The sequence below is a fragment of the Gemmata palustris genome, assembly GCF_017939745.1.
In the GTDB taxonomy this organism is placed as follows: Bacteria; Planctomycetota; Planctomycetia; order Gemmatales; family Gemmataceae; genus Gemmata; species Gemmata palustris.
In genome coordinates, this window is sequence record NZ_JAGKQQ010000001.1 from 3393560 (window position 1) to 3417700 (window position 24141).

A 24141-nucleotide genomic window follows, 5' to 3' on the forward strand; every position below is an offset into this window, starting at 1 on the left:
GCCTTCACTGCCATATGAATGAGAGAATGCGACCGGGTGGCGGATGGTTTGTTGTCTTCGCCCCAGAGGGGCCGGCGTCCGTAGCACAGGGCGGAAGCCCTGTGAACCAGAGGCCCTAACTACAGCCAGACACATGAGTTCAGAAATCATAGCCGACGCGGATGCCGTAGAAGTCGGCGGTGCCTTCCCGACCGGTCTTCGCGGTCTGGAACGCCCGAATGTAGTTCGCTGTAAACCGGGTGTAGGCGTTCAGGTACCAGTTCAGGCCGACGGTCAGGTCCGTGAGCCGACCGCCGCGGATGCCGCCATTATTAAGGTCGAGGTGCGAGAGGCGCACGGCCAGTTCCCACGCGCCCGGCCCGCTCCCGAACCCGCGCACGTCCGGGCGCACGAAGTCGCGGAGCGGGACGATGCGCTCGAGGGTGCCCGTGCTCTTGCGGTACGGGCGGTGCTCGCCGGTGAGGAACCAGCTCCCCGTCGCGTACCACGACTGGAAGTAGACCGCGCCGCTCTTATTGGTGTCCACGGGCACGAGCACGTACTCCGATTGCGCCGAGAGCGGCCCGCGCACGAGCAGCGCTTCCAGGCCCACGAGCTGGTAGAAGCTCGCCGCGATGCGGCCCGTGTCCACGAAGTTCGGAACGTTCGGGGTGGCCGACCCGATGCGCATTTCCGGGCGCACCGCGAACTGCACCTGGTCGTTCTTCGTGGCCCGCGCCGAGTACCCGACGCCGAGGTGCAGCATGTCGCGCCCCGCAGTTTCATCGTCGTACCACGCGAGGAACGTCGCGCGCCCGGTGATCGCGGCGCGAAAATCGTTCCCGCTGTCGTCGCCGAACACGTCGCTATCGGTGTGGAACACGCCGAGTGCCCAGGTTCCGCGCTCGGAGGCGAAGGTGTTGTTCGCCATCACGCCGAAGTTGCGCCCCGGCGCGATCGGTTCCGTCGGGAGCGAGCGCTCCATGAACGTGACGAACCGGTTCTGGCTGTACTGTTCCAGGCTGAACGGCTCGAAATAGTGCCCCACGCGCACGCGGCCGAGCCCGGGGATGTCGTTGAGGCCGACGTAAACGTCGATGAACGACGGCCGACCGGGGAGCGCGAAGTCCATCGCGAGCCGGTACTCGATGGAGCCGTAGTCGCCGAACGCCCCGAACCGGGCGCGGCGGAACGCGGTGCCGTCCGGGATGCTGCCCACCGCGGCGCGGTTCGCGGCGTCCTGATCGGACCAGACCGAGTCCGCCTGGATCTGGAGCATCCAGTTCAGGGTCGGCTTTTTCGCGGCGTCGGCTGCTTTTTGCTTGGACTTCTTGAGTTCGCCCTCGAGGTCCGTGACGCGCTTCATGAGGTCGGTGAGCGGGTCACTCGGCGCGGCGGGAAGCGGGGGCGGCGGAGCGGCTTCGCCCCCAGCGGGCACGGCGCCGGTCGCGGGCACAACAGACGGTAGAGGGGCCGGTGGTTCCTGAGCCGAGCCCGCGCGTGCGGAGAGGGCACACAGCGTCAGCGCCAGGAAACGGAGAGACGGCCCGCGGCGGTGCGGCATCGGTGGGCATCCGGGAATATCTGTAGATGGACGGCGGGGATTAACGACTGATGAGTTAAGGGTCAATGCGAACTGCGCAAGTGCGGGAAGGCCCACCCGCTCGTTGGCACTCGCGGTTCGCCGGGGCACTTGGCGAACTGCGACGGTTACGATGCGGGTGGTGTCTCGCTCGTCACAGAGTGTGAAGCTGTTCGTTCCCGTTCCGTGTACCGTCTGGTAATGTAAGAGAATACGTCAGAATCGCGGCGCGCGGGGTGCGGCTCATGGGCATTCAGGATCGTGATTATTATCGCGAAGGCCCCAGCTTTCTGGACCGCGTGAGCCAGCAAGGGGCGACCGTCTGGCTGATCGCGATCACGGTGGGCGTGTTCTTCGGGCAGATCCTGTCCGGGGGGCCGCGCGGGGGGATCAGCCCGCTCGTGGAGTACGGGGCGTTCGACACACAGGCGATCCTCCGGGGGGAAGTGTGGCGCCTCATCACGTCCGCGTTCCTGCACGCGGGGCTGTGGCACCTGTTCCTCAACATGCTCGTTCTGCACTGGGCCGGGTCGAGCGTCGAGGCGGTGCGCGGCCCGCGCGAGTTCGTGCTGTTCTACCTCTTGAGTGCGGTGGGCGCGCACCTGTTCTACCTCGGCGCTCAGTTGGCCGATTTGACCCCGGCGGGCCGGGCCATCGGCGCGAGTGGTGCGGTGACGGCCACGCTGGTCCTGTTCGCGTTCCACTTCCCGCACACGCAGGTGCGGCTGTACTTCTTCATCCCGATGCCGGTCTGGTTGATGGTGGTCCTGTTCGTCGGGTTCGACGCCCTGTCCGCAATGGGCGGGGGCGGGCGGATCGCGTACTTCGCGCACCTGGGCGGTGCGGCATTCGGATTGCTCTACTTCCAGAGCGGGGTGCAATTCAGCCACCTGTTCGCGGGAGCCCCCAAGACCCGCGCGCGCCCGCGGCTCCGGGTGATCGTGCCGCCGATCGAGGAGCCGTCCGAGTCGGTCAGCGCCGCGGTCGAGGCCCCGGCGCCGCGAACGGGCGCGCCCGACGAGCAGCTCGAAGCGAAGCTCGACGCGGTGCTGGAGAAGGTGACCAAGTACGGCCCGGACAGCCTCACGCCCGACGAGCGGGCGATCTTCTACCGGGCGGGCGAAGTGTACAAGAAGCGCCGGAAGTAGCGCCGACCCACCCATAAACCGGAGCAAAGTTCGCCGGCTCGTGAAGAGCGCGAACGGTGCCCGCGTCTAACTTCGGTATCCGAGGAATTCATGCCGCTTTACGAATACACCTGCCAAAAGTGCGCGCACACCTTTGAAGCGCTCGTGTCCTCGCGCGTCGCGGTCGCGGTGACGTGCCCGAAGTGCGCGAGTTCGGACCTGGACCAACTCATCGGCTTGCCCGCGCCGGGGCGCGTGACGGAGGGCAGTTCGGCGACGAATTGCCGCGGGGACGGCCCGCCGTGCGGTGCGTCGTGGTGCGGTCGTAAAGGTCCGTAATTACGGTGGTATACTCCTGAATGTTCCACCGCACGGACTTGTCTTTGGGGCGGTTAGGTGTATAAATACAATGATTGAATAACTCTGTTAAGAATCCCGCATGTCCTTACAGGGTATTCAGTTCCGCCGAGGTGACCGTGCCACTCCCTCCATCAATGTGCTGCAAGGGGCATCACCATGACCGAAAAGAAGCAAGCTGAAGAATGCGCGACCATGCTCCAGGCGCTCGCGGAACCGAACCGGATTCGGATCATCGAATGCCTGCGGACCGGGTCGATGAACGTGACGCAACTCGCGAAGGCGCTAGACGTTGAAATCGTAAACGTGTCACACCACCTCGGCGTCCTGCGGCTCGCAGGTTTGGTGGAAGACATTAAAGATGGTCGGTTCGTTATTTATTCGCTCCACCCGAAAGTTTTCCACAACGATAGCTCCAAGGCCACCTTCCTCGACCTCGGCTGGTGCCGCGTCGAGATCCCGCACAACTAAGTCGCCCTCCGGCACGATCTCGAACCCACCCCATTGCGGGTGGGTTTTGTTATTTCCAGCCACCATAAATCGCGGGCGGATACACCTCAACGCGCAGACGCTTCGGCAGCACTTCTAACGAAATCTCCCTGACCCCCTCGTTCGGCACACACACGAATTCACCATCCGCATGAACACAGAGCGGCGTTTCGCACCGCACCTCAATTCGCCGCGCCCGCCCGAGTCCGACCAGCCGGTGGTTCTCCGGGAGCCTCCCGCGCGCCATCGCGGGGAGATAGCGGAGCAGGTGCAGGCGCGTGAGGCGCGTCGCGTGCATGTAGTCGAACAGGCCGTCGGTCAGGCTCGCGTTCGGGCGCAGTGGGAAGTTCCCTTCGCGCTGGCCATTCAGCACGGAGAGCGCGAGCGTGGGGGTCGTGACTTCGCGCTCATCGAAGCGGATCGTCATCGTCGGGCGGTCGAAGTGCTTCACCAGAGACTTGAGGAACGCCCAAGCGTAGAGCGGTAAACCCTTTAACCAGCGCGTGCGCCGGGCTTCGCCGTTCACCATTCCGTTGAAACCGACGCCCAAGTTGCACAGGAAGTAGACCGCGCGGTTCGCCGTCGTGACGCGCCCGACATCGATATCGAGCACGTCCGTGGCGCCGGTGCGTTCGCGTAGTGCCCACCACCGATTCATGCCGAGCGTGAACGCGAAGTCGTTCGCCGAGCCGACGGGCCACACGCTGAAGACCGTGTCGCGCCGGTCACTTTGGAGTACGCCGTTGGCGACCTCGTGAGCGGTGCCGTCCCCGCCGGCCGCGACGACCTTCGCGAACCCCTCATTGGCCGCGTCGCGCGCGAGTTCGGTCGCGTGGCCGGCGCAGGTAGTGGGTCGTAACTCCACACTCGCGGCGAGGGCGGGCGGCAGCGCTTTCAATAAGCGCTCGGCCCTTCCGCGACCGGCGGCCGGGTTGTAAATCACACAGGTGGCGTGCATCCGGCCTCGCGGGTCGCAGCGATGTTCACACTTCGTCCGATGGGTGAGGAAGACATACCGGCGGCGCTCGCTCTTTGGCAAGGGCTGCCCGGAATCGGGCTGCGCGACGCGGACAACCCCGCGTCACTGGCGAAGTACCTCCGGCGCAACCCGGGGTGCAGCTTCGTCGCTCTCGACGGAGCCGGCGCGCTGATCGGGGTGAGCCTCGCGGGGCACGACGGGCGCCGCGGGTATCTGCACCACGTCGCGGTTTCACCCCACTGTCGCAAACAGGGGTTGGGCCGCGAACTCGTGGAGCGCTGTGCGGCCGCGCTGAAGGCCGAGGGGATCGAGAAGATCAACTTCTCGGTGAAGGCGGACAACGCGGCGGGGCTCGCGTTCTGGAATCGGGTCGGCGGGCGCGAACGCACCGACCTCGTTATCGTGTCCCTCATTTTGGGCGACAACCCGAACGTATGACTTTGGGCGAACGGCCGGTGTGAGCCGGCCGGTGGTGGCACATGAACGGCCTTTTGGTGATCGACAAACCGGGCGGAATGACCTCGCGCGACGCGGTCAACCGCGTCCAGCGCTGGTTCCCGCGGAAGACGAAGATCGGGCACACCGGTACGCTCGACCCGCTCGCGACCGGGGTACTCGTGGTGTGCATCGGCGCCGCGACGCGGCTCGCGGACTACGTCCAGGCGATGGGGAAGAGCTACTCGGCGCGCGTCCGGCTCGGCGCGACGAGTAACTCCGACGACGCCGACGGCGAAGTGACCGAGACCCCGAACGCGCCCGTTCCCACGCGCGCGCAGATCGACGCCGCGCTCGCGGGGTTCATCGGGAACGTGGAGCAAGTTCCGCCGGCCGTGTCCGCGCTGAAGATCGACGGCGTCCGCGCTCACAAGCTGGAGCGCAAGGGACTGGAACCGAAGCCGAGCGCCCGCGCCGTGTCGATCTACGCGATCCGCGTGACGGGCTTCGCGTGGCCGTACCTCGACGTGGAAGTCGATTGCGGGAAGGGGACGTACATTCGCTCCATCGCGCGCGACCTCGGCGCTGCACTCGGGTGCGGCGGGTTGGTGCAGACGCTCCGGCGCACGCGGGTCGGGCCGTTCCGCGCGGAGCAAGGGGTGAACGTGGACGCGGTCCCGGCGCGAGTGACGCTGCTCCCGATGATGGACGTGCTCACGGGCATGAAGCAGGTGCGGCTCAACGCGGACGAGGTCGCGCGGCTCCGCTGCGGTCAGTTCATCAGCTTGCCCGCGGACCGCGTGCCCCCGGAGGGCGAGGAGCTGGCGATTCTCGGCGATCAGGCGGAGCTGGTGGGAATTGGCGTCTTCGAGCGCGGGCTGCTCAAGCCGCAAGTCGTGTTCGCCGCGGGCGACCGGCCGGCGTGAGTCCGCCAGGGGTCGCACTCGTGTGGCGCGTCACCCCTGGCTACTATCCGTCATACCCAAGAGCCGGGCCGCGAGCCAGGGTATTGGTTTTGCCCTCTCCCCTTGCGGGAGAGGGTGGTGAGGCTTTGCGAACCGGGTGAGGGGTAACCTCCTGAATGTGGAAGCACCCCTCACCCCGCCGCGAAGCGCGGCGCCCCTCTCCCGCAAGGGGAGAGGGCACAGCCCAAAGCGGAATCGGTGCCCACGCTTGCAATTCGTTGGCAGCGGTCGGCTGCAGAAGGACCACTCTTCCATACGATTTGGTATCAGTCGTTCGCGATCACTTCGCCGCCGGCGCGGGTGCAGAGCGCGGCCAGCGTGCGAATCGACATGCTCTCGCGCAGGAACCGGACGCTGCCGTCCGCCATCGCCGCGTTCGCGCCGCCCGTGTGGAAGGCGTAGACCTCGAACGAGTTGTTGCAGTTGATCGCGCACTCGCCGACCAGCGTGTTGCCGTCCGGCGACGTGCCCTCGACGCCGAACCCCTTCTGGTGGTCCGCCCACACGCCCCCGGTCACGCCCCCGGTGCCGGTCCCGTCGCCGCCGAACGGCGGTTCGCGGCCCGTCACGCGCTTGCCCTTCACCCAGTATTCGGGGCGGTTCGCGTCCTCGGCGATGAGGATCGTGTTCGACAGCCCGTCGGTGATTTGCGCGACCGTCGAGCCCTGCGAACTCATCACCCCGCGCCAGACGGTGCCGTAGCTGGCCGGGTCCGGGTAGTTGAGGTACGCGAGCAGCGTTTGCGCCACGACCGCCACGTTCGTGTAGTCCCACGCGGCGCCCGAGAACGGCGACCCCGACGTGCCCGGGACCGCCGCCTGCCCGATCCGCTGGCCGTTCGCGCTCGGGCACAGGAACGTCTTCACGCGACTGTTGCGAGCCACCTCGTTCGCGGAATCGTACCAGTTCGCGGTCATCACATAGATGTTGCGGACGTTCTCTTGCTCGATGTCCGGGAGGACGAGCGCGGGCCACCCGTGGAACGGCGCGGCGAGTGTGTTGGACGGCGGGTACTTCCCGACGCGGACCTCGTAATTCGCGCACGCTAGCGCGATCTGTTTCAAGTTGTTCTGGCAACTCATGCGCGCGGCGGCCTCGCGCACCTTCTGCACCGCGGGGAGGAGCAAGCCGATGAGGACCGCGATGATCGCGATCACCACCAGCAATTCGATCAGCGTGAACCCGGCGCGCGGGGAACGGGCGCCGGGGGGGAGAGAATGCGGGTCGGGCATTTTGAGAGCAACCTCACGGACGTGGAACCGGGCGAGACCGGCGTTTTAGGGAGGGGCGGTGCGGGCGAACACCGGCGCACTCGAATTGCCCCGATTCACATTCTAACGTATAACACGTTCACCCCTTTTGCGCAGGACGTGCGCGCGGAAATTGCCCCGATCCCGGAGAGGATAAACGTGTCCACGAACCGCTACTTGTTCACCAGCGAATCCGTATCGATGGGGCACCCCGACAAGGTGGCCGATCAGATCAGCGACGCCGTGCTCGACTTCTGCCTGAAGGCGGACCCGGCGAGCCGCGTGGCGTGCGAAACCTTGGTAACGACCGACCTCGCGGTGGTGGCCGGCGAGATCACCACGAAGGCCGCGCTCACCCGCCAGGCCGTTGACGCGCTCGTGCGCGAGGTCATCACCGAGATCGGCTACGTGGCGAAGGACCAGGCCGAGCGCGAAGAGATCGGGTTCACCGCGGACGCCTGCCAGATCGATTGCCGCATCCACGCCCAGAGCCCGCACATCAGCCAGGGCGTGGACGTGGGCGGCGCCGGCGACCAGGGGCTCATGTTCGGCTTCGCCTGCGACGAAACGCCGACCCTGATGCCGCTCCCGATCGACCTCGCGCACCGGCTCGTCGAGAAGCACGCGAACATGCGCCGCAGCGGCCCCCTCAAGTGGCTGCGCCCGGACGCCAAGAGCCAGGTCACGGTCGAGTACAACACCGACGGCACCCCGCACCGCATCCACACGGTCGTGCTCAGCACGCAGCACACCCGCGAAGTGATGGTGACGCAGGACGGTGCCGACTACTTCACCGACGACGCGCGCCAGATGATTATCGACCAGCTCATCCGGCCCACGCTCGAAGCGGACCGAAAGGATCTCATCAAGGGCAAGCTGGTGATGATCCAGCCCGGCAAGAAGGCGCCGAAGCTGGACGAGAACGACATCGCGTGCCACATCAACCCGACCGGGTGCTTCCTCCAGGGCGGGCCGCACGGCGACTGCGGGCTGACCGGGCGCAAGATCATCGTGGACACCTACGGCGGCCGGGGGCGGCACGGGGGCGGCGCGTTCAGCGGCAAGGACCCGACCAAGGTGGACCGCAGCGCGGCCTACGTGTGCCGGTACATCGCGAAGAACATCGTGAAGGCGGGGCTGGCCCGCGAGTGCGAGGTCCAGCTCTCCTACGCGATCGGGTACCCGGACCCGCTGAACATTTGGGTGAACACGAACGGCACCTCGAAGGTCCCCGAAGCGAAGCTGATCGACCTGATCCGCACGCACTTCGAGCTGACCCCGAAGGGCATCATCGGGTCGCTGGACCTGCGCCGGCCGATCTACCGCGAGTCGGCCCGCCACGGGCACTTCGGCCGCGAACTCCCGCAGTTCTCGTGGGAGAAGACCGACAAGGCCGAAGCGCTCCGCAAGGCCGCCGGGGTGTAAGGGCACCGGCCCTCCAACTCCGTTTGTGAATGGGAACGCCCACCCGCGTGTCAACGCGCGGGTGGCGCTAACATCCCTTGACCACATCCACACGTTCAACGACCCGGAAGCACTACTCCAGTTTCCAGCTCTCTGTAACGAACCGCGACCGCAAGGGAGTGGGAGGCGCTACCGCGATTCACAGCCCGGCGCAACACCGAGAAACCTCGGCCCCGCTCCCTTGCCAGTAGTTTCAAGGCGTTGCGTTGGTTGTAAGTGTATTGTGTGGCAGGGTAATACATCGTGTGCGTGGGTATCGTGAGCGGATCCGTTGCGTGAGCCAGTCGAGCATCTCGGCCAACGGGAACTGGGCGACCCAGGCGGTCGGCGCGAGCCCGCGTGCCCGAGCGATCCGGAGCGTCAGGTACACCCACACCTGGCGCAACAGCAGGGCCACGCCCTCGAGCAGCAACCGGTACTCGGGGTTGGTGCTGGTGGTCCACCCGCGGGCCTGGTTCTTCTGCCGATAGCTGGTCTCGATCCCGAACCGCTCTCGGTACCGCCGGCGCCCCAACCGAGCCCGGTTCGCCTCCGACACGGCGGTCGCATCGCCCCACCCGCGGAACGCGTACACCCGGGCGTGCGATTCGCCCTTCCGTTGCCACACGAGCACCCGAGTCGATACCGCCTTGCGGCTCTTCTCGGTGACCCACTCCATGGTGGTGATGGTGCCGTGGGGTTGGGTGTAGCTGGCGTTGCGGCGGTTGGTACCGGTGCCCTTCTTGCGCATCGGGACCGTGTAGCTCAGGTTCCGTTCCTGCAACAGCAACAGGGTCTCCCCGCTGTCGAACCCGGCGTCCAGAACCACCCCGCGGACCGTGAGCCCGCGGGCCGCCACCTGGTCCAGAAGGGTCTGCACCTGCTGGTGCGGCTTGGTTCCTTTCGTCACGCTCATCAGCCCCACGGTGTACCGCCGGTGCTTGTGAATCAGTACCCCGGTGGCGTACGCGTGAAAGAACGAGGTCCCGGCCTTCTTGGGTCCGCCGATGATCCCCGGGGTGCTGCGATCCCCATAAAAGGGGACGTAATGCACATCGATGGCACACGTCCACCGGCGCCTCCGGTCCCGGCGCGTGAACCCCGCCACCTGGTGAAGGGCATCCACCAACCGGGCCGTGAGTTGGTCCCGGGAACCCCGGTTGGCGTGCATCGCCTGTCGCGCGGTCTCGTGGGAGAACCCGAAGTACCGGGTCACTACCGCGAACAACGTGCGGGTGGTGCCCGCGATCAACAGCACCAGGTCGAGCAACTGGGTGCGCGTGACCGACCGCTTGTAGTCGGTCCAACCCAGGGCCCGTTCCAACGTTCGGCGCGTCAGTGCGTGGACCACCGCCGGGGTGATCGTAGAGTAACCACGTCGCATGGGAGGCTCCCGTTCAAGTGCCTGAGAACCTTGAACTTAGGAACTCCCATGCGGCACTGCCAAATCACTTGAAACTACTGGCAAGGGAGCGGGAGGCACCCCGTTTATCGTCGCGGTTCAACACACTGGGAGTCCCGCTCCCTTGCGGTCGCGGCTCGTCCGACCCGCTACGGCGATCCCGGAACGAGACTAACCCCTACCCTCGGCACGCTTCAGCTCTTTGAGAGCGCCCGAGTCATCACTTCTTCGGGGTTGGGCGAAGTTTGGCCAGGTCAAACGGCTCACCGACGAGCCCCTTCCAGGTCTTCTTCTGGGTCTCATCGAGGGCCGCCACGACCTTCACCCACGCCTCCTTGCGGACCTCGTCGATCTTCTCATTGGCGGCAACCACTTTCTCCGGGTCCGGTACCGTGCCGGCGGGGACGAGCCCCCCGAGGCCCGCGTCCTCGCGAATCTTTCGGCTCTCTTTTCGGACCCCGTCGGCAATGTCCTTGACGGTCTTCTTCTGTTCGTCGCTCAGTTTCAGGGCCGCGCCGATTTCCTTCATGGCCCCCTTCTGGGACTCGGGATACTCAAAACCCCCGGGGGCCACATCCGGGTCGTTGAAGACCGTGAAGTCTATCGCCTGAATCGCGATCTGTTTGAGCCGCTTCCGCTGGTCGGCCGTCAGCACGTCATCGACCGCCTTCTTGACCTCCTCGGCCAACTTCGCCTGTTTCTCGCGCATCTCGTCGAATTTGTCCGGGCTGAAGCCGCCCGCGGCGTTCGGGCCGAATGCGTCGGTGAATTCCTTGTTGAACGCGGCCTGCTTATCGGCGGCGGGCTTGAGCTTCCCCTTTTGCTCGGCGGTCAGTTTGATCTCGGCCTGGAGTGCGGCATTGGTTGGCAACAGGACGTTCATGTCGTTGCCGAAGGCGATACCGGCTGGCTGGGCCGGAACCGCCGGGACGACGCCGGCGAAGAGCGACACCGCCAGAACGCATCGAATCATCCGCATGACAGCACCCTGTGGGAAGTTCGGGAACGCAGGCTCCCAACTTTATGCGGAAGTGAGCGGAAGGGGAACGAAAAAACGAACACCGGTGAATACCACCCCACGACCATGAGGTACTATTGCTCTAACGGGCAGTGGTTTTCTTCGAGCATTCCCCTTCGGCAGCATCCCGAGCCGAACCTCCGATTCTCGCGGCCGCGTCGCTAACATTTCGGGTCACCGGGAACCGCGCGCCTCCAATTTACACGAATCGTCCGTATTGAGATCCGTGTAGCGACTGAACGAGCCGCGACCGCAAGGGAGCGGGGCTTCCAGTGCTCAATCGCGACCACGAGATACGTGTCGCGCTTCCGTAGCGACCCAACGAGCCGCGACCGCAAGAGGGTGGGTGGCACTACCACCGTGTCCAGGTTGAAGCACTTACTTCTGCAGTTCCTTCCCCCTAAACCGGAGCGTCTCGCCGTACACGCTCACGCTGCCGGGTTTCTCCGAGGCCAACGGGCCGGCTTCCATTGATTCCGTGGGAATGTTCTTTGGGCGCTTGCTCCCACCAAGAGGGACGTTCCCCACCTCCGAGCCGTCCGCTAACCAGAACACACGCACCGCGTAGGAGTCGGACTCCGGCGGTTTGATGGGCGGGGCGCCCCCAAAATCCTCGACCTTCCAACTCGCGGACCACACCAGCACGTACAGGCGCTCGGCATCGGCCGTGACGCCAACGATACGGGTCTGGGAGTACGGGGTACGGTTGAGCCCCATCGGGATGGGAATGCCGATCGTCGTGCCGGACCTGAAGAGAACCGTCAACTTCCCACTCGGGAGGGCGGTGTGCATGAGGAGCGGAGCGGCGGGCGGGTACTCACGGAACAATATTTGTCGGGCGGAATTCGCGAGCGCATGAACGATGAACGCGTCTCCCTTGGTTACGACGACCGGTTGGTCCGCTTTCGGATCGGCGGCAAGTAGAATGGTGAGCGCGGCGAGTGCGAGCATCGGGTCGGCCTCCGGTGGACGGTGAGGCCATGATAACTCTTCGAGGCGCCGACTACGGGAACTGTTACGCGAGCGTTACTGGCGGTTCGCCTCTCGTGGTTCGCAGCGCCGAGTCGCGGTCGGGACCGGGCGAGGAGCATTCCACCTCCGTGTTCGGTACCCCGAAGGGATTGTACATCCTCAGCCCAGGGTCGCGAGCTCGGCGAGCGCACCCTGGGGAACAAGCGGCACGCTGCGGCATTGCCGTTGAACCATTGTTTCCCAGGGTGCGCGTTGCGACCCTGGGCTGTGATGTGCAACTCCTTCGGGGTAAAATCCAAATCTGAATTGAATGACCGTCGGAGCGGCGGGAACAACAGACTGGATGTCATGAAAGGGTTACGAGGTGCGGCGTGAGTGATCCGTTTTCGACCGCGATCCGCCGATACATGCCGTGGCCGGAGTACCGGGCACTCAAGGCGAACCTGTCTCACGGGAGCCTGATCGAGCGCGCTGACATTTCCCGCGCCGAAATCGACGCGCGCCTAGCGACGTTGCGGAACGCAGAGGAACAATGGGGCTTCGTGTACCTCGGTGAGCGGCAGTGGCTCGAGCGCCGATTGGAACAGAACAGCGCGATCACGTATGGCGCTTGGGTCGGAGACGTGTTGGAAAATACTGTATTTTATGGATACTCCTACGAGACAAGTTATTATCGAGGTAAGGACTGGAATGGATACAAAGGCCATACTGATGACCTATCACTGCTTTGGCTGCCTCCTGAATTGCCGTTTGATAACACAGAATTTTGGTACGTCAACGCAACCATTGCAGGTGACAAAGCAGGAATTGATAATTATAACTTATGCCATTTATTTGATATTATTCATGATTTATCATATTACCTGAATAGATTTTACAATGGCCACAGGGAACACATGTCGTTCGGCGATATACGCGTTCTCGGCGACTATCAGTGGCAAATGTGGACAGCCACTGACTATGGCCACGTCCCCTACGATTTTTGCGGTCAGGCCCGGGTGCCGTTTTCTGAAAGTTCGGCGTGGCTAACTCCCAATGTCACCGCCATCGCCGAAAGTATCGACGCGAACCGCGCGTTCGACCAGATGCCAATTCTGGCCGATGCCCTCGAAGAAGCCGGGTGCGATGACGGCGATGTCCTCGATCACTTCCGGCACGAGCGCCGGCACACGCAGCGCTGTTTGATCCTGGACTGGTTGTTAGGCAAGAAATAAACGCCCCGTGCCCGCTACGACCCCGTCCGGGTGAACAGCGCGAGCGAGCTAATCACCGTCTGCGATACGCCCCACGCGAGCGGCACCCCGACCCACGCCCACCGGAACGCCAGCGTGGGCCAGTCGAACGCGACCGGGGCAGTCGCTTCGGATGGGGTGGTCGCGGCTTGCGTTGTGGTGCCCGCTGCGGCCGGCTGAGCGGGCACGACTCGGCGGACGAACAGGTTGCACGCGAACCCGACGATGAGCAACCCCGCCATCAGGTACATCGTCAGCGTGTACGCGTCCGCCTTCGGCACGCCGCTGTTGATCTGGTGCTCGCGGATGTAGTTCACCAGCACCGGACCCGCCACGCCCGCCAGCGACCACGCGGTCAATAGCCGGCCGTGGATCGCGCCGACCTGCGCCGTGCCGAACTGGTCCCGGAGGTACGCGGGGATCGTCGCGAACCCGCCGCCGTACATGCTGATGACGACCCCGTAACACAGCACGAACAGCGCCACGTTCCCCAGGTGCCCGGTCGTCGGCGTGAGCGCGTACAGGACCGTGCCGAGCGCGAAGAAGATCGCGTAGGTCGGCTTGCGGCCGAGCGCGTCGGACGTGGACGACCACGCGAACCGCCCGGCCATGTTGAAGAGGCTCAGCAGCCCCACGAACCCGGTCGCCGCGGCCTCCAGCACGTGCCCGGGGAACATCTCCTGAATCATCGGCGACGCCTGTTCCAGAACGCCGATCCCGGCCGTCACGTTCAGGAGCAGCACGGCCCACAGGAGCCAGAACGACCGCGTGCGGATCGCGGCGTTCGGCGTCACGCTCGGGACACTCGAGACCGTTTTCTTCACCGCGCCGGGCGGCTTCCAGCCGGGCGCCGGGATGCGCACCGTCAGCGCGCCGAACATCATGAAGGCGAAGTACACGACGCCCATCACCAGGAACGTTTCCCGCACGCCCATCGATTCCGGCGTGCGGAAGTGGGCCATCAGCACGCGCGACAGCGGCGCGCCGATCATGGACCCGCCGCCGAACCCCATGATCGCCAGCCCGGTCGCCATTCCGGGCCGGTCCGGGAACCACTTGATGAGCGTGGACACGGGCGAGATGTACCCGAGCCCCAGGCCGATCCCGCCGAGCACGCCGTACCCCAGGTACAGCAGCCAGAGCTGGTGCATCCACACGCCGACCGCGGACACCAGGAACCCGCTGCCGAAACAGACCGCCGACGCGAACATCGCCTTGCGCGGCCCGACCCGATCGAGCCACGAGCCGAACAGCGCGGCGGAGAGCCCGAGGAACACGATCGCGATGCTGAACACCCACGCCACGTCCGGCTGGCTCCAGTCGCCGGGCGCGGGGTCCGTGATCCCGACGAGCTTCGTGAGCGGGAGCTTGAACACGCTGAACGCATAGGCTTCGCCGATGGCGAGGTGGATCGCCAGCGCCGCGGGCGGTACGAGCCACCGGTTGAATCCCGGCGGGGCGATGGTGCGCTGGCGGTCGAAGAAGCCTGGTGCGGAAGTGGCCAAAGTGGACATGGAGTTGTCTCGTTCGCTCGAAGTGCAGGCGCGGACGGGCTTTTGTCGCGTCACACACTGGTCTAGCAAAGGGAGATAGCGAACCCCGTGCCCCTCCATTACAAATGTCGTTCGCGAATCTCTGCGTCCCTGCGGCGCTCCCGGGCGAACGGCCGGTGTCAGCCGGCCGGTGAGAGCTACACACGGTGCCACCTGCACCGTTGCGGGGCGAGCACCGGCAACGATGAGTGATCCGGGGTTGGCGCCGCACCCACCGGCCGGCTGACACCGGCCGTTCGCCAAGTGCCGCGCTCGCGGGGTGATGCGCCACCGGCGGGCTCACGCCGCGCCGTTCGCCAAATGCCGGCTCGCCCGGCCGTGCGACTTACTTGTCCTTGAGCCGGACGAACGCGCGCTCCTTGCCCTTCTCGTCGGTGGTGACCATGTCCGTGTCGGTCAGCTTGGTAATGGTGCGGACCGATTTCTGTTCCTGGTCGCCCAGCTTCATCGTCAGGGAGATCTTGTTGCCGTCGAGCTTGTAACTGCCCTCGCCCTTGAACTCCATGTCGTTCCGGGTCACGGTGAGTAGGGCCTTGCCGTCCTTCGCGAACTCGAGCACGACCTTCGATTCCATCTTGTCCTTCGCCTCCCACTTGCCGACCAGTTTCGCGGTGTCGATCTTCTCGTCCTTCTTGTCTTCTGCCAGCGCCGGGTGGCACACCAGCACCGCCAGCGTTCCCATCAGCATCGCGCGCATCACGTTCCCTTTCAGAAGGTGTTTCAGTGCCTCGGTCCCCGCTCGTTTTAGGGCGCCGGCTATTTCTTCTCGTTCACCTGGAAGGATTTTAGCGACCGGTTCACAGTCTCTTTCCCGCCGGCCAGTTTCTGCACGCGCTTCACCTCCCCGACCCCGGCCACGTACCACGAGGTGATCCGCCCGCCCTCGTACTCCCACACCACCCGGAGGGCCGTGAACTTCCCGGCCGGCACCTCGATCGGCTCCGGGCCGTACACCGTCCGCTTGCTCCCGTCCGGGACGTCCCAGGCGTCGCCCGACCGGAGCCCGCTCTTGAGCAGCCACGCGGGCTTACCGTCCGCGCCCTCTCGGGGTTGCCGTAACCCTTCGGTCGACACGAGCATCTTCGTGTAATTCACCCCGTTCCCGTCCACCCCGGCGCGCGACACCACCAGATCGTCGCCGACCTTCTCCACCCCGGAGACCACCACCGCTTCTTCGCCGCCGCCGTGCTTCTCGTAGACCCACTTGGCCCCCGGGGTGATCGGGAAGTAGATCGTCGCCCCCGCGCCCTTCGGCACCGGGGCCGCGGTGGGACCCGAAAGGGCCGTCACGAGCGCGAAGCACCCGGCGAAGTGAAGTGTCATCTCATCTCCCCGAGATTCGATGCCAGAGAGACCGGGATCAGTGCTGCGCGATTCTACCCCCGCGCCGAACGCGAAGCTACTGGCTCTGTGCCGAGCTACTCCCCCGCTGCCACTTCGCCCCCCGCGCGGGTCGCCAGGGCGCGCCACGCCGCGAGCGGGATGTCGTTGCGCACGAAGCGCACGCTCCCGTCGCACAGCACCACGTTCACGCCGCCCGTGTGGGCGCTGCGGGCCGCGAGCCGGCCCTTCTGTTGGGTCGCGTTCAGGCAGTCACATCCGGGCGGGTTCGGAGTCTCGGCGTGGTTGTACAGCGTGTTCCCGTAGTTCCCCACGATCCACTTCGCCCCGCGCTCCGCGTTCCACGACCCGTTCGCGGGCGCGCACGTCGCCGCGGTCGTGTCGCCCGCGCCGGGAAGCTCCAGCATCACGCGCTGGACGTCACTCGTGTTTGATGCGCCCGGCCCGATCGTCCGTTCGGAGAACGCCGCGGTGTTCGAGGTGCCGTCGGCGATGTCCTCCAGGCGCACCGCCGAACCCAGGAAGAACACCCCGTCCGCGTTCGCCAGTGCGCCGGAGTTCGCGCCGCTGCTGGCGCTCGCGGCGTAGCTCGTGCCGCCAAAGGGTGACCCCGGCACGCGCCCGTCAGAAGGGTCCGCGGGGCACACGAACGTGCGAACCAGCGTCGTGGCCGCGGGGTAGTTGCGCGAGCCGTCGTACACGGTCGCGGGCGGCACCGTGAACGCCGCAGGCGGTGCGGTGTAGTCGATTAGCCCGCGCAGATTGTCTTGCTCCAGATACGGGAGCAGGTAGGCGTGAGGCGAGAAGATGGCCGGAGTGGGCGTTCCGCGCCCCGCCGGGAACCGGCCGAGCGCGGAGTGGTGGTTGTGCAGTGCCAGCCCGATCTGCTTCAGGTTGTTCTGGCACGAGAGCCGGGCCGCGGCCGCGCGCACCTTCTGCACGGCCGGCAGCAGCAGTCCGATCAGCACCCCGATAATGGCGATCACGACCAACAGTTCGATCAGTGTGAACGCCCGGGGTACGCGCGGGCGCGTCACTTCTTCACCGGGGCGACGCGCCAGATGCGGTCGGTGACGTCATCAGTGACCAGAAGCGCGCCGTCGGGCGCCACGCACACGCACACCGGTCGGCCGTACACTTCGTCGTCGTTGGCGATGAACCCGGTGAGGAAGTCTTCGGGGCCGCTCGCCGGCTTGCCGTCCTTGAACGGCACGAACGCGACCCGGTACCCCGCGAACTTCGACCGGTTCCACGACCCGCGCTGGCCGATGAACGCCCCGCCCCGGTACTTCTCCGGGAACGCCGCGCCGGTGCAGAAGCACAGCCCCAGCGATGCGGTGTGAGAGCCGATCGCCAGATCGGGCGCGGTGGCCTTCGCCACGAGGTCCGGGCGCTCGCCCTTGCGCCGCGGGTCTTCGTTCTTGCCGAAGTACGAGTACGGCCACCCGTAGAACCCGCCGTCCTTCACGGACGTGATGTAATCGGGCACCAGTTCGTCGCCGAGTTCGTCGCGCTCGTTGACCGCGGTCCACAGCGCCTTGCTGCTCGGCTCCCACGCGGTGCCGACCGGGTTGCGCAGCCCCGCGGCGAACACGCGCAGCCCGGTACCGTCCGGGTTCACTTCGAGGATGTTGGCGCGCAGCGCCTCTTCCTTCATCCCGTTCTCGCCGACGTTGCTCGCCGACCCGACCGTGACGTACAGCTTCGACCCGTCGGCACTGGCCACGATGTTCCGGGTCCAGTGGTTGTTGTACCCGCCGATGGGCAGGTGCAGGATCGGCGTGCCCTTCGCGGTGATCTTCGTGTCGCCGGCCTTGTAGGGGAAGCGGAGCACGCCGTCGGTATTGGCGACGAAGAGCTGGTCACCGATGAGGGCCATTCCGAACGGCTGGTTGAGGTCGCTCAGGAACGTCTCGCGCACTTCCGGGGTACCGTCCTTGTCGGCGTCCCGGAGCAGCGTGATGCGGTTCGCGGAACTACCCGTGACGGTCTTCGATTCCTTCAGGCCCGCTTTCATTTCGGGCTTCGCGTCCTTCTTCGGGAGCGTGCGCGCTTCGGCCACGAGCACGTCGCCGTTGGGCAGCACGTAGAGCCAGCGCGGGCTATCGAACTTCTCGGCGAACAGCGTGACCGCGAAGCCCGCAGGGGCAGTGGGCGTCTTCCCGGCGGGCCAGCCGATCACCTTCGGGTGTTTGACGACGGACTTGGTCTCGAACGGCGGCGGCAGCGCGGGCGGGGCGGGCGGATCGGCGGCGATCACCGGGACAGCGCTGAAGGTCAGCGCGCCGAGCGAGAGGAAAAGTGTGCGCATCGTGGTCTCCGGGACGACGGGAACGCGGGGTCGCGCGAGTGGGTGCGTCGGTGCGCAGTGCGGCCCACATTCCCGTCAGGAACGCGAACGATGGCGCAATGAGGCAATCCGTATGCCACACACGAGACGTGGCGCGCCGATGGCCCCGGCCGGTGGGCGCCAGTGGAAATCAGGGAGCGCGCGCCGGGGACCGGGTAGAGGCCGGGTGGCGCGCGTGGGGTTCCCGAGGGCGGGTGCCGGTGGCAGCCAGGGTGGTGCGCACGGGGTTCCCAGGGTGCGCGTCTGCGCCGCGACCCTGGGCTGAGGAGTCTAACCCCTTCGGGGTAGGCCCATCGCACGCACCGGCACCCGATTGTGTGTGGACATCACCCACCGCCCTGGCAGGCGGGGTTCACCCACGCACGTGGGACCGTCGGTACCCCATATCTCCGCGCGCCCCTCTGCGCTTGGTTTGTACCCCGAAGGGGTTAGATTGCTCAGCCCAGGGTCGCGGAACGCGCACCCTGGGAACCCCGTGCGCACCCGGGCCGCCACCGGCACCAACCCCGGGAACCCCACGCGCACACAGGGCATTCCGAGCGCCCCAGGAACCTCGTGTGAAAGTTGATTTCTGACATTCCGTACACTAAAATATCATTACCGCCAAGTGTCCGTTCACGACCGTATTTCGGCGTGTTTGTGGGCGGGTGACCTGCGCGCAAAAACGGGACACGGGCGGCGAAATTGTCAGCGAACGTTAGCCAACGGCACGGGATGACAGAGCACGGGGTAGCGCGATTGCACTTGAAATCACAGCACTTGGGCGATTTCGGGCCGCGTCCCCTTCCCCACCGGCCCGAAATGTTAGCGAATGTTACCCGCGCCCCAAAAGCGCGGAGCTAAGTTGTTTCACAGGGCGATCATATGGCCCAACTGAGTTCTGCTGACTCATTTTCGAGAAACGGCGACGAGAGCGTCTTTCGTTCGCACGAACAGTGCGCCGCCGCAAATGGCGGGCGTGGCCATGCACACATCGCCCATCTTGTTGACCGCCAGCAACTCGAACTCCGGGCCGGCCTTCACCACCCGAATCTCACCCTGTTCCGAGGTGAAATACAGGCGCCCGTCGGCCGCGACCGGCGAGGCCGTGTAGCTCGTGCCGCCGACGCGCTCCTTGTACAGTTCCTTGCCGGTCGCGGCCTCGTAGCACGTCACCATGCCCCCGTTCCCGATCGTGTAGAGGTACTTCTGGTACACGATCGGCGTGGGCATGTACGGCCCGCCGCGCAACTTGCCCCACGCCACGTGGGTGTTCGCCGACTCGTCGGCCTTCAGGGAGATGTCACCGGTCGCGCCGGGCTTGATCGCGAACAGCGGTTGAATGGGTCGGTTACCGCTCACCACGAACGCCAACTCGGGCGTGAGTACGGGCGTGGGGACGGTCGCCTCCGATTTCTTGTCGAGGCGCCACAACTCCTTCCCGGTCGCCGGGTCGTACCCCCGGGCGAACTGCGAAGCGTTGGTCACGATCTCGACGCGCTTGGCGTTCCGCCACACGGCCGGGCTGCTCCACGACGGGATCTCGTCGCGCGGGGTCGTCCACAGGCGCGACCCATCAGCGAGGCTGTACGCGGCGATGAACGAGTCCCGGCTCAGGTCGCACTGCAAGATCACGCGGTCCTCGTGGATGATCGGCGAGGCGGCGAAGCCCCACTCGTACTGCTGCTCCAGCGCGAAGCTGGAATCGAGGGTGCCGAGGTCGCGCGTCCACAACAGCTTGCCGTCGAAATCGTAACAGTACAGCCCTTCCGAGCCGAAGCACGCGACGACGCGCCGGCCGTCGGTCGCGGCGGTGCAGTTCGCGTGGCTGCCCTTCAGGTGCCGCTTGATCTTCGGCACGCCCTCGAACGCGGTCTTCGTCCACAAAATCTTGCCCGTGACTCGGTCGAGGCAGACGACCTGGAACGCGAGCTTGCTGTCGTCCTTCACCGAGTTCGGGTCGCCGTAGTTACCGGTCTTCAGTTCGGTGTTCCCGCCGACGGCGCTGGTGAGGAACACGCGATCGCCCCAGATCACCGGGCACGAGTGGCCGAGTCCGGGGACCGGCGTCTTCCACAGGATGTTCGTGCCCGTCTTGGCGTCCCACGTCAGCGGCGGGTCTTGCCCGTCGGCCACGCCGGTCGAATCGATCCCGCGGAACTGCGGCCAGTTCGCCGGCGTGACGACCTTCGCGCCGGCGATCTCTTTGGGCGCGACTGGTTCCTTCGGGACCGGCTTCGATCCCTGCGGGAAGTACGCAGCTTCCGCCGTGAACCGCCTGGAAATGACCCGCACGACCTTCTCACTCTTGCGCTCGAACGTAAGCGAACTCTCCTCCACACCGAGCGGGGCGAATGCCCCCGGACCCGTCGGCTTGTACGCGACGCGACTCGTGCCCGAAACGGTCACCAGCCCGGTGTCCTTGACCTCGACCTTCAGCACCCCGCCGTACTCGCTCTCGTAACTGCCGGCAAACTGTTGCCAGGCGTCGCGGTCCTTCTGATCGACCACCGGCAGCGGTTTCGCGCCGGCCTTGGTGAGCGCGGCGCGGATCTCCTTCTGCGTCTCCGCGGTCGCGAAGAGCGCGGCGTCGAGCGTCTCCTGTTTCGCCTTCGCGCCATCGAGGACCGCTTGGAGGATCGGCAGGTTCCCGCGCCCCGCGGCCGCAATGACGGCGGCATCGACGTCCTTCGCGCCGGCCTTGAGGAGCACCTTCACGTTCTCCAGTTTGTTGAGGGACTGGCTGAGGGGCGTCTGATACCAGATGCCGTCGCGTGCGCTGGGATCGGCCCCGCGTGCGAGGAGCAGTTCGATGACCTCGGTCTTCCCCTTGCTCGCCGCGATCCACATCGCGGTGATGCCGTACTCGTTCTTGGCGTTGACGTCGCCCCCCTTATCGAGAGCGGCCGCGATCACCTTCTCGTCTCCCGCGCGGACCGCGGCCCAGAGCGCTTCGCGGGCCTCGATTTTCGGATCGGCCGCGGGTGCGATCGAGGCGCCCAGCGCCCCGAGGAGGAGCACCAAAAGGTAACACCAGCGCATGAGCACGCCTCCATTCGAGATAAAGTCAGAGCCCGCAAATGTGGCGGTATTCTAACCACTAACGCACTCGAGAGGAACGACCCGGTGCGCAATTGGGAGACACGAGCAAGAATGCCCGCGCCACAGAGTCGGGTCTGCAGAGGTGGGATGTGCGGTTCAGCGAACCGAGGAACCGGTGTCTCGAATGGTGGCACCGATGCGCGGTCGGGTATTCACTCAGCGCGGCGCGTGAACGGTATCAGCGGTTTCGAGCAGCGGAAGTGGGTGCGTGTTGCGGCCGATCTCGATGAGGCTACTCGTCGTTTCCAGGTTCGCGTAGCACGTTCCGTCCGCCATGAGGTTCCAACTGCGGCAGACGCCGTTCGCGCGCTCCCAGAACACGCTCGGTTCCGTGTACGCGGCGACGGTCAGTTCCTTCCCGCGCCAGCGGAGCCGATAGACGGGCGAACCCCACGGCAATTCGCCGACCCGCTCCGCACCGTTGTTGCGAAGGAACTCCGTCACCAGACTCAGCGGCACCTGCTGATCCGCGGACCACGAGTTATAGGTACTGTCGTGATAAACCGATTCGTTACTCGCCGCGACGTAGAGCTCTTTGAAGCAGACCTCTTCACCACCGGTCTCGGTGACCCAAGTGAGGTAGTCGCGCAACGTTCGCTCGTCCGAAACGCCCGCTTTTTGCAGCACGCAGACCCATCGGAGCGTCAACCCGGGCAACACGTCGCGGTGACTTTGCCAGGTCCGCGCGACCAACTCGGAGTGGGTTTCCAGGTGCATGATGTCGGCGTTGCGATCGTGACTGTGGCGCGAGAGCGCGAGCACCGTAAGCCCGCTCTCGTGGTAGTCGCGTAGGGTGCGCAGCCGGTCGGCGGGGTCCGCGTGGCCGAGCTTGTAGCCGTTGGTAATCATCACGATCTTGCGGAAGTGTTTCGCGCCGATCCGCATGATTTCCAGCAACTTGTGGTGCGCGAGGAGCGTCGGTTCGCCGCCGCCCGTAATCACGAGCCGCTCGGCGCCTCGCGCGCGACTGTCAACGCACGCGGCCTCAAAGCGCGGCAACACGAGCCGCCCCTGGTCCTGTTCATCGGAAATCGACGAATGCGAGAAACAGAAGTCGCACTTCGCCTGACACGCGCGGGCGATCGGCAGCACCGAGAGCGAGCGCGGGTTGACGTCGGCCCAGGCGCGGAGGTTCCCGTTCAGTTCCAGCGACGCGGCCAGTGCGTCTTCGATGCGGAGTTCGTTCAGGGTGTCGTCCAGGAGCCGCACCACGCGGACGCGATTCTGCTCGATGTACGCGCCCAGCCCGGTACGCTCGTTGGCGCGGAGTTCGTGCCGCGCGACGCGCGTGTGGAGCACGATCGCCCGGTCGCGTGCGGCCGTTTTCTGGAGCAGCTTTCGCACTTTAGCGAAGCCGATATCGAGTTGATCGTTTGCGAGCAGGTAGAACTGGTCGGGGTACGTGGATTCGGGGATGTTCGCCTTACTGTAGGTGCGCGAATACTTGTCGTACCCGCGGGCGAAGTTCGACAGCGCGGTGACGTGGAACCGGTCCACCACGTCCAGTTCCGTGTCTGCGTTGGTTTCGTGCAAACAGGTGACGAGCGAGGTGTCGTTGCTCGTCCCGTACACGTCGCCCGGAACGGCCAGCACGCCGCGGTTCAGCAACTCCGCGTGCGGGACTTTGACTACGGACAGGTACCCCGATTCGGGTGGCAGCCAGGTGGCATCGAGTGCGCGGATGCTGCCAGCAAGCCGGTCCCAGCGCGAGCGGAAAATCGACCGCTGCGTGCGCGGGAAGTGCCGGTACCGGGTGAGTAGCACCTTCGCTTTGTCGACATCGGGCGTGTCCGCGGAGGGGACCGCAAAGCGCTCGGGAGCGATCACGAACCCGGACACGATCGGCGCCAGGTGACTCTTCGACAGGGAGTAACAGACGATGACTTGGTTCGTGTCGATGAGCGGCTGAAGACGTGCGGTATTGGCGTAGTCGTAAACGCGGTCAATCACCAGGAGCCGGTTCGTGTCCGCGCTCAGCCATCGTAGCAGGACCGATAGCTCGTGCTCGGTGAGGTCGCGGCCGAGTGGGGTGAGTGGAGCCGTTAGTAGCACGGTGTCGGTGCGGAGCGCGCCTTCGATGTCGAACGCGGGTAGCGTCGGGTACGTCTCGAAGCGCGCGCCGGCCTTCTGCGCGATCATCAGGTAGACCGGGTACACGTCCGCGGGAATCGAAAGAAAGCGATCGTTGAGCGGGCCGGCGAAAAGCTTGAAAAGCGAGTCGCGTACCCCGGCGGAGCGGAAACTGTGTGCGAACCGCACGCTGAGGTACTGGCGCCAGGCGTGTTCGAGCGTAATTTCAGGCGGAAATGAGAAATCGAAGTCGTGGGCGATGGCTTTGACGGGGTTCAAACAGTCCAGGCGCCTCAAGCCAGGTTCGCGCGCGAGCGCGTCTGCGGCGAACGCCTTGAACGCCACGAACGCGGGGCTGACTTCGCGTGTGAGTTCGGACACAATGGGCTCTTTCTGAAATGGGCTCGAACACGTTCCTCGTGAAACGACACACCGACCCACTCGTTGGTTCGTGCCCACAGATAAGACGCGGCCCGCGCCGCCGGCTTTCACAACTCGAAATGCCCGAGTGCAGTC

20 protein-coding genes are annotated in these 24141 nt (G+C 65.5%); 7 read left to right on the forward strand and 13 right to left on the reverse strand.

All coding sequences use genetic code 11. The features are described 5' to 3' along the window. Positions 1-139: 139 nt before the first annotated feature. Positions 140-1543: an OprO/OprP family phosphate-selective porin gene (locus tag J8F10_RS13930; RefSeq protein WP_210654426.1), complete on the reverse strand. Its 1404-nt coding sequence runs from the start codon at positions 1541-1543 to the stop codon at positions 140-142. 263 nt (positions 1544-1806) lie between these two features. Between J8F10_RS13930 and J8F10_RS13935 the strand changes: the two genes are divergently transcribed. The 3 genes from J8F10_RS13935 to J8F10_RS13945 all read left to right on the forward strand — a co-directional run bounded on the left by J8F10_RS13935 (position 1807) and on the right by J8F10_RS13945 (position 3516). Next, positions 1807-2709: a rhomboid family intramembrane serine protease gene (locus tag J8F10_RS13935; RefSeq protein ID WP_210654429.1), complete on the forward strand. Its 903-nt coding sequence runs from the start codon at positions 1807-1809 to the stop codon at positions 2707-2709. Positions 2710-2799: 90 nt separating this feature from the next. After that, on the forward strand, positions 2800-3027 hold the full coding sequence (locus tag J8F10_RS13940) for an FmdB family zinc ribbon protein (protein WP_210654431.1): 228 nt from the start codon (positions 2800-2802) through the stop codon (positions 3025-3027). Positions 3028-3204: 177 nt separating this feature from the next. Then, positions 3205-3516, forward strand: coding sequence for an ArsR/SmtB family transcription factor (locus J8F10_RS13945; protein ID WP_210654433.1), 312 nt, complete (start codon positions 3205-3207; stop codon positions 3514-3516). Positions 3517-3565: 49 nt separating this feature from the next. On the opposite strand, the gene J8F10_RS13950 is transcribed toward J8F10_RS13945, so the two are convergent. Next, positions 3566-4492, reverse strand: a complete 927-nt coding sequence (locus J8F10_RS13950; RefSeq protein WP_210654435.1) for a diacylglycerol/lipid kinase family protein — start codon at positions 4490-4492, stop codon at positions 3566-3568. Between the two features lie 21 nt (positions 4493-4513). On the opposite strand from J8F10_RS13950, the gene J8F10_RS13955 reads away from it, so the two are divergent. Next, positions 4514-4951, forward strand: coding sequence for a GNAT family N-acetyltransferase (locus tag J8F10_RS13955; RefSeq protein WP_210654461.1), 438 nt, complete (start codon positions 4514-4516; stop codon positions 4949-4951). Positions 4952-4992: 41 nt separating this feature from the next. Then, the gene (gene truB, locus J8F10_RS13960; protein ID WP_210654463.1) at positions 4993-5874 is read left to right on the forward strand and encodes a tRNA pseudouridine(55) synthase TruB; all 882 of its coding nucleotides are present in this window, start codon (positions 4993-4995) and stop codon (positions 5872-5874) included. A gap of 305 nt (positions 5875-6179) precedes the next feature. Here the strand turns inward: truB and J8F10_RS13965 are convergent, their stop codons facing one another. Then, positions 6180-7145 carry a DUF1559 domain-containing protein gene (locus tag J8F10_RS13965; protein WP_210661939.1) on the reverse strand — a complete coding sequence of 322 codons (966 nt, stop codon included), beginning with the start codon at positions 7143-7145 and terminating at the stop codon, positions 6180-6182. Between the two features lie 177 nt (positions 7146-7322). Here J8F10_RS13965 and J8F10_RS13970 point away from each other — a divergent pair, with 177 nt between their 5' ends. Continuing rightward, on the forward strand, positions 7323-8588 hold the full coding sequence (locus J8F10_RS13970) for a methionine adenosyltransferase (protein ID WP_210654465.1): 1266 nt from the start codon (positions 7323-7325) through the stop codon (positions 8586-8588). A 232-nt stretch (positions 8589-8820) separates the two neighbouring features. On the opposite strand, the gene J8F10_RS38875 is transcribed toward J8F10_RS13970, so the two are convergent. From J8F10_RS38875 to J8F10_RS13990, 3 genes are all read right to left on the reverse strand, one after another. Further along, complete coding sequence (locus J8F10_RS38875) at positions 8821-9990, reverse strand: transposase (RefSeq protein WP_246522717.1); 1170 nt, start codon at positions 9988-9990, stop codon at positions 8821-8823. A 238-nt stretch (positions 9991-10228) separates the two neighbouring features. After that, the gene (locus tag J8F10_RS13985) at positions 10229-10987 is read right to left on the reverse strand and encodes a hypothetical protein (protein ID WP_210654467.1); all 759 of its coding nucleotides are present in this window, start codon (positions 10985-10987) and stop codon (positions 10229-10231) included. Positions 10988-11404: 417 nt separating this feature from the next. Continuing rightward, positions 11405-11977: a hypothetical protein gene (locus J8F10_RS13990; protein ID WP_210654469.1), complete on the reverse strand. Its 573-nt coding sequence runs from the start codon at positions 11975-11977 to the stop codon at positions 11405-11407. Between the two features lie 392 nt (positions 11978-12369). Between J8F10_RS13990 and J8F10_RS13995 the strand changes: the two genes are divergently transcribed. Further along, positions 12370-13212 carry a hypothetical protein gene (locus J8F10_RS13995; protein WP_210654471.1) on the forward strand — a complete coding sequence of 281 codons (843 nt, stop codon included), beginning with the start codon at positions 12370-12372 and terminating at the stop codon, positions 13210-13212. Between the two features lie 14 nt (positions 13213-13226). On the opposite strand, the gene J8F10_RS14000 is transcribed toward J8F10_RS13995, so the two are convergent. The 7 genes from J8F10_RS14000 to J8F10_RS14030 form a co-directional block, all read right to left on the reverse strand. Beyond that, positions 13227-14744 (reverse strand): L-lactate MFS transporter, encoded by a 1518-nt coding sequence (locus J8F10_RS14000; protein WP_210654473.1) that lies wholly within the window; start codon positions 14742-14744, stop codon positions 13227-13229. A 364-nt stretch (positions 14745-15108) separates the two neighbouring features. Further along, positions 15109-15480, reverse strand: coding sequence for a TIGR03066 family protein (locus tag J8F10_RS14005; protein ID WP_210654475.1), 372 nt, complete (start codon positions 15478-15480; stop codon positions 15109-15111). A gap of 59 nt (positions 15481-15539) precedes the next feature. Continuing rightward, complete coding sequence (locus tag J8F10_RS14010; protein WP_210654477.1) at positions 15540-16106, reverse strand: hypothetical protein; 567 nt, start codon at positions 16104-16106, stop codon at positions 15540-15542. A gap of 95 nt (positions 16107-16201) precedes the next feature. Further along, the gene (locus J8F10_RS14015; RefSeq protein ID WP_210654478.1) at positions 16202-17161 is read right to left on the reverse strand and encodes a DUF1559 domain-containing protein; all 960 of its coding nucleotides are present in this window, start codon (positions 17159-17161) and stop codon (positions 16202-16204) included. Next, entirely contained in the window at positions 17158-18435 is a 1278-nt protein-coding gene (locus J8F10_RS14020) for a PQQ-dependent sugar dehydrogenase (protein WP_210654481.1), read from the reverse strand. Before J8F10_RS14020 ends, J8F10_RS14015 begins: the two co-directional genes overlap by 4 nt. 927 nt (positions 18436-19362) lie before the next feature. Continuing rightward, complete coding sequence (locus J8F10_RS14025) at positions 19363-21495, reverse strand: outer membrane protein assembly factor BamB family protein (RefSeq protein WP_210654483.1); 2133 nt, start codon at positions 21493-21495, stop codon at positions 19363-19365. A 216-nt stretch (positions 21496-21711) separates the two neighbouring features. Continuing rightward, positions 21712-24006: an aminotransferase class I/II-fold pyridoxal phosphate-dependent enzyme gene (locus J8F10_RS14030; RefSeq protein ID WP_210654485.1), complete on the reverse strand. Its 2295-nt coding sequence runs from the start codon at positions 24004-24006 to the stop codon at positions 21712-21714. Positions 24007-24141: the final 135 nt, after the last annotated feature.

Coding starts and splice junctions, on each gene's coding strand:
- J8F10_RS14025 (WP_210654483.1), bottom strand. CDS start 21,495: ATGCGCTGGTGTTACCTTTTGGTGCTCCTCCTCGGGGCGCTGGGCGCC.
- truB (WP_210654463.1), top strand. CDS start 4,993: ATGAACGGCCTTTTGGTGATCGACAAACCGGGCGGAATGACCTCGCGC.
- J8F10_RS13990 (WP_210654469.1), bottom strand. CDS start 11,977: ATGCTCGCACTCGCCGCGCTCACCATTCTACTTGCCGCCGATCCGAAA.
- J8F10_RS14010 (WP_210654477.1), bottom strand. CDS start 16,106: ATGACACTTCACTTCGCCGGGTGCTTCGCGCTCGTGACGGCCCTTTCG.
- J8F10_RS14005 (WP_210654475.1), bottom strand. CDS start 15,480: ATGCGCGCGATGCTGATGGGAACGCTGGCGGTGCTGGTGTGCCACCCG.
- J8F10_RS38875 (WP_246522717.1), bottom strand. CDS start 9,990: ATGCGACGTGGTTACTCTACGATCACCCCGGCGGTGGTCCACGCACTG.
- J8F10_RS14000 (WP_210654473.1), bottom strand. CDS start 14,744: ATGTCCACTTTGGCCACTTCCGCACCAGGCTTCTTCGACCGCCAGCGC.
- J8F10_RS13930 (WP_210654426.1), bottom strand. CDS start 1,543: ATGCCGCACCGCCGCGGGCCGTCTCTCCGTTTCCTGGCGCTGACGCTG.
- J8F10_RS13945 (WP_210654433.1), top strand. CDS start 3,205: ATGACCGAAAAGAAGCAAGCTGAAGAATGCGCGACCATGCTCCAGGCG.
- J8F10_RS13935 (WP_210654429.1), top strand. CDS start 1,807: ATGGGCATTCAGGATCGTGATTATTATCGCGAAGGCCCCAGCTTTCTG.
- J8F10_RS13965 (WP_210661939.1), bottom strand. CDS start 7,145: ATGCCCGACCCGCATTCTCTCCCCCCCGGCGCCCGTTCCCCGCGCGCC.
- J8F10_RS13940 (WP_210654431.1), top strand. CDS start 2,800: ATGCCGCTTTACGAATACACCTGCCAAAAGTGCGCGCACACCTTTGAA.
- J8F10_RS14020 (WP_210654481.1), bottom strand. CDS start 18,435: ATGCGCACACTTTTCCTCTCGCTCGGCGCGCTGACCTTCAGCGCTGTC.
- J8F10_RS13955 (WP_210654461.1), top strand. CDS start 4,514: ATGTTCACACTTCGTCCGATGGGTGAGGAAGACATACCGGCGGCGCTC.
- J8F10_RS13950 (WP_210654435.1), bottom strand. CDS start 4,492: ATGCACGCCACCTGTGTGATTTACAACCCGGCCGCCGGTCGCGGAAGG.
- J8F10_RS13985 (WP_210654467.1), bottom strand. CDS start 10,987: ATGCGGATGATTCGATGCGTTCTGGCGGTGTCGCTCTTCGCCGGCGTC.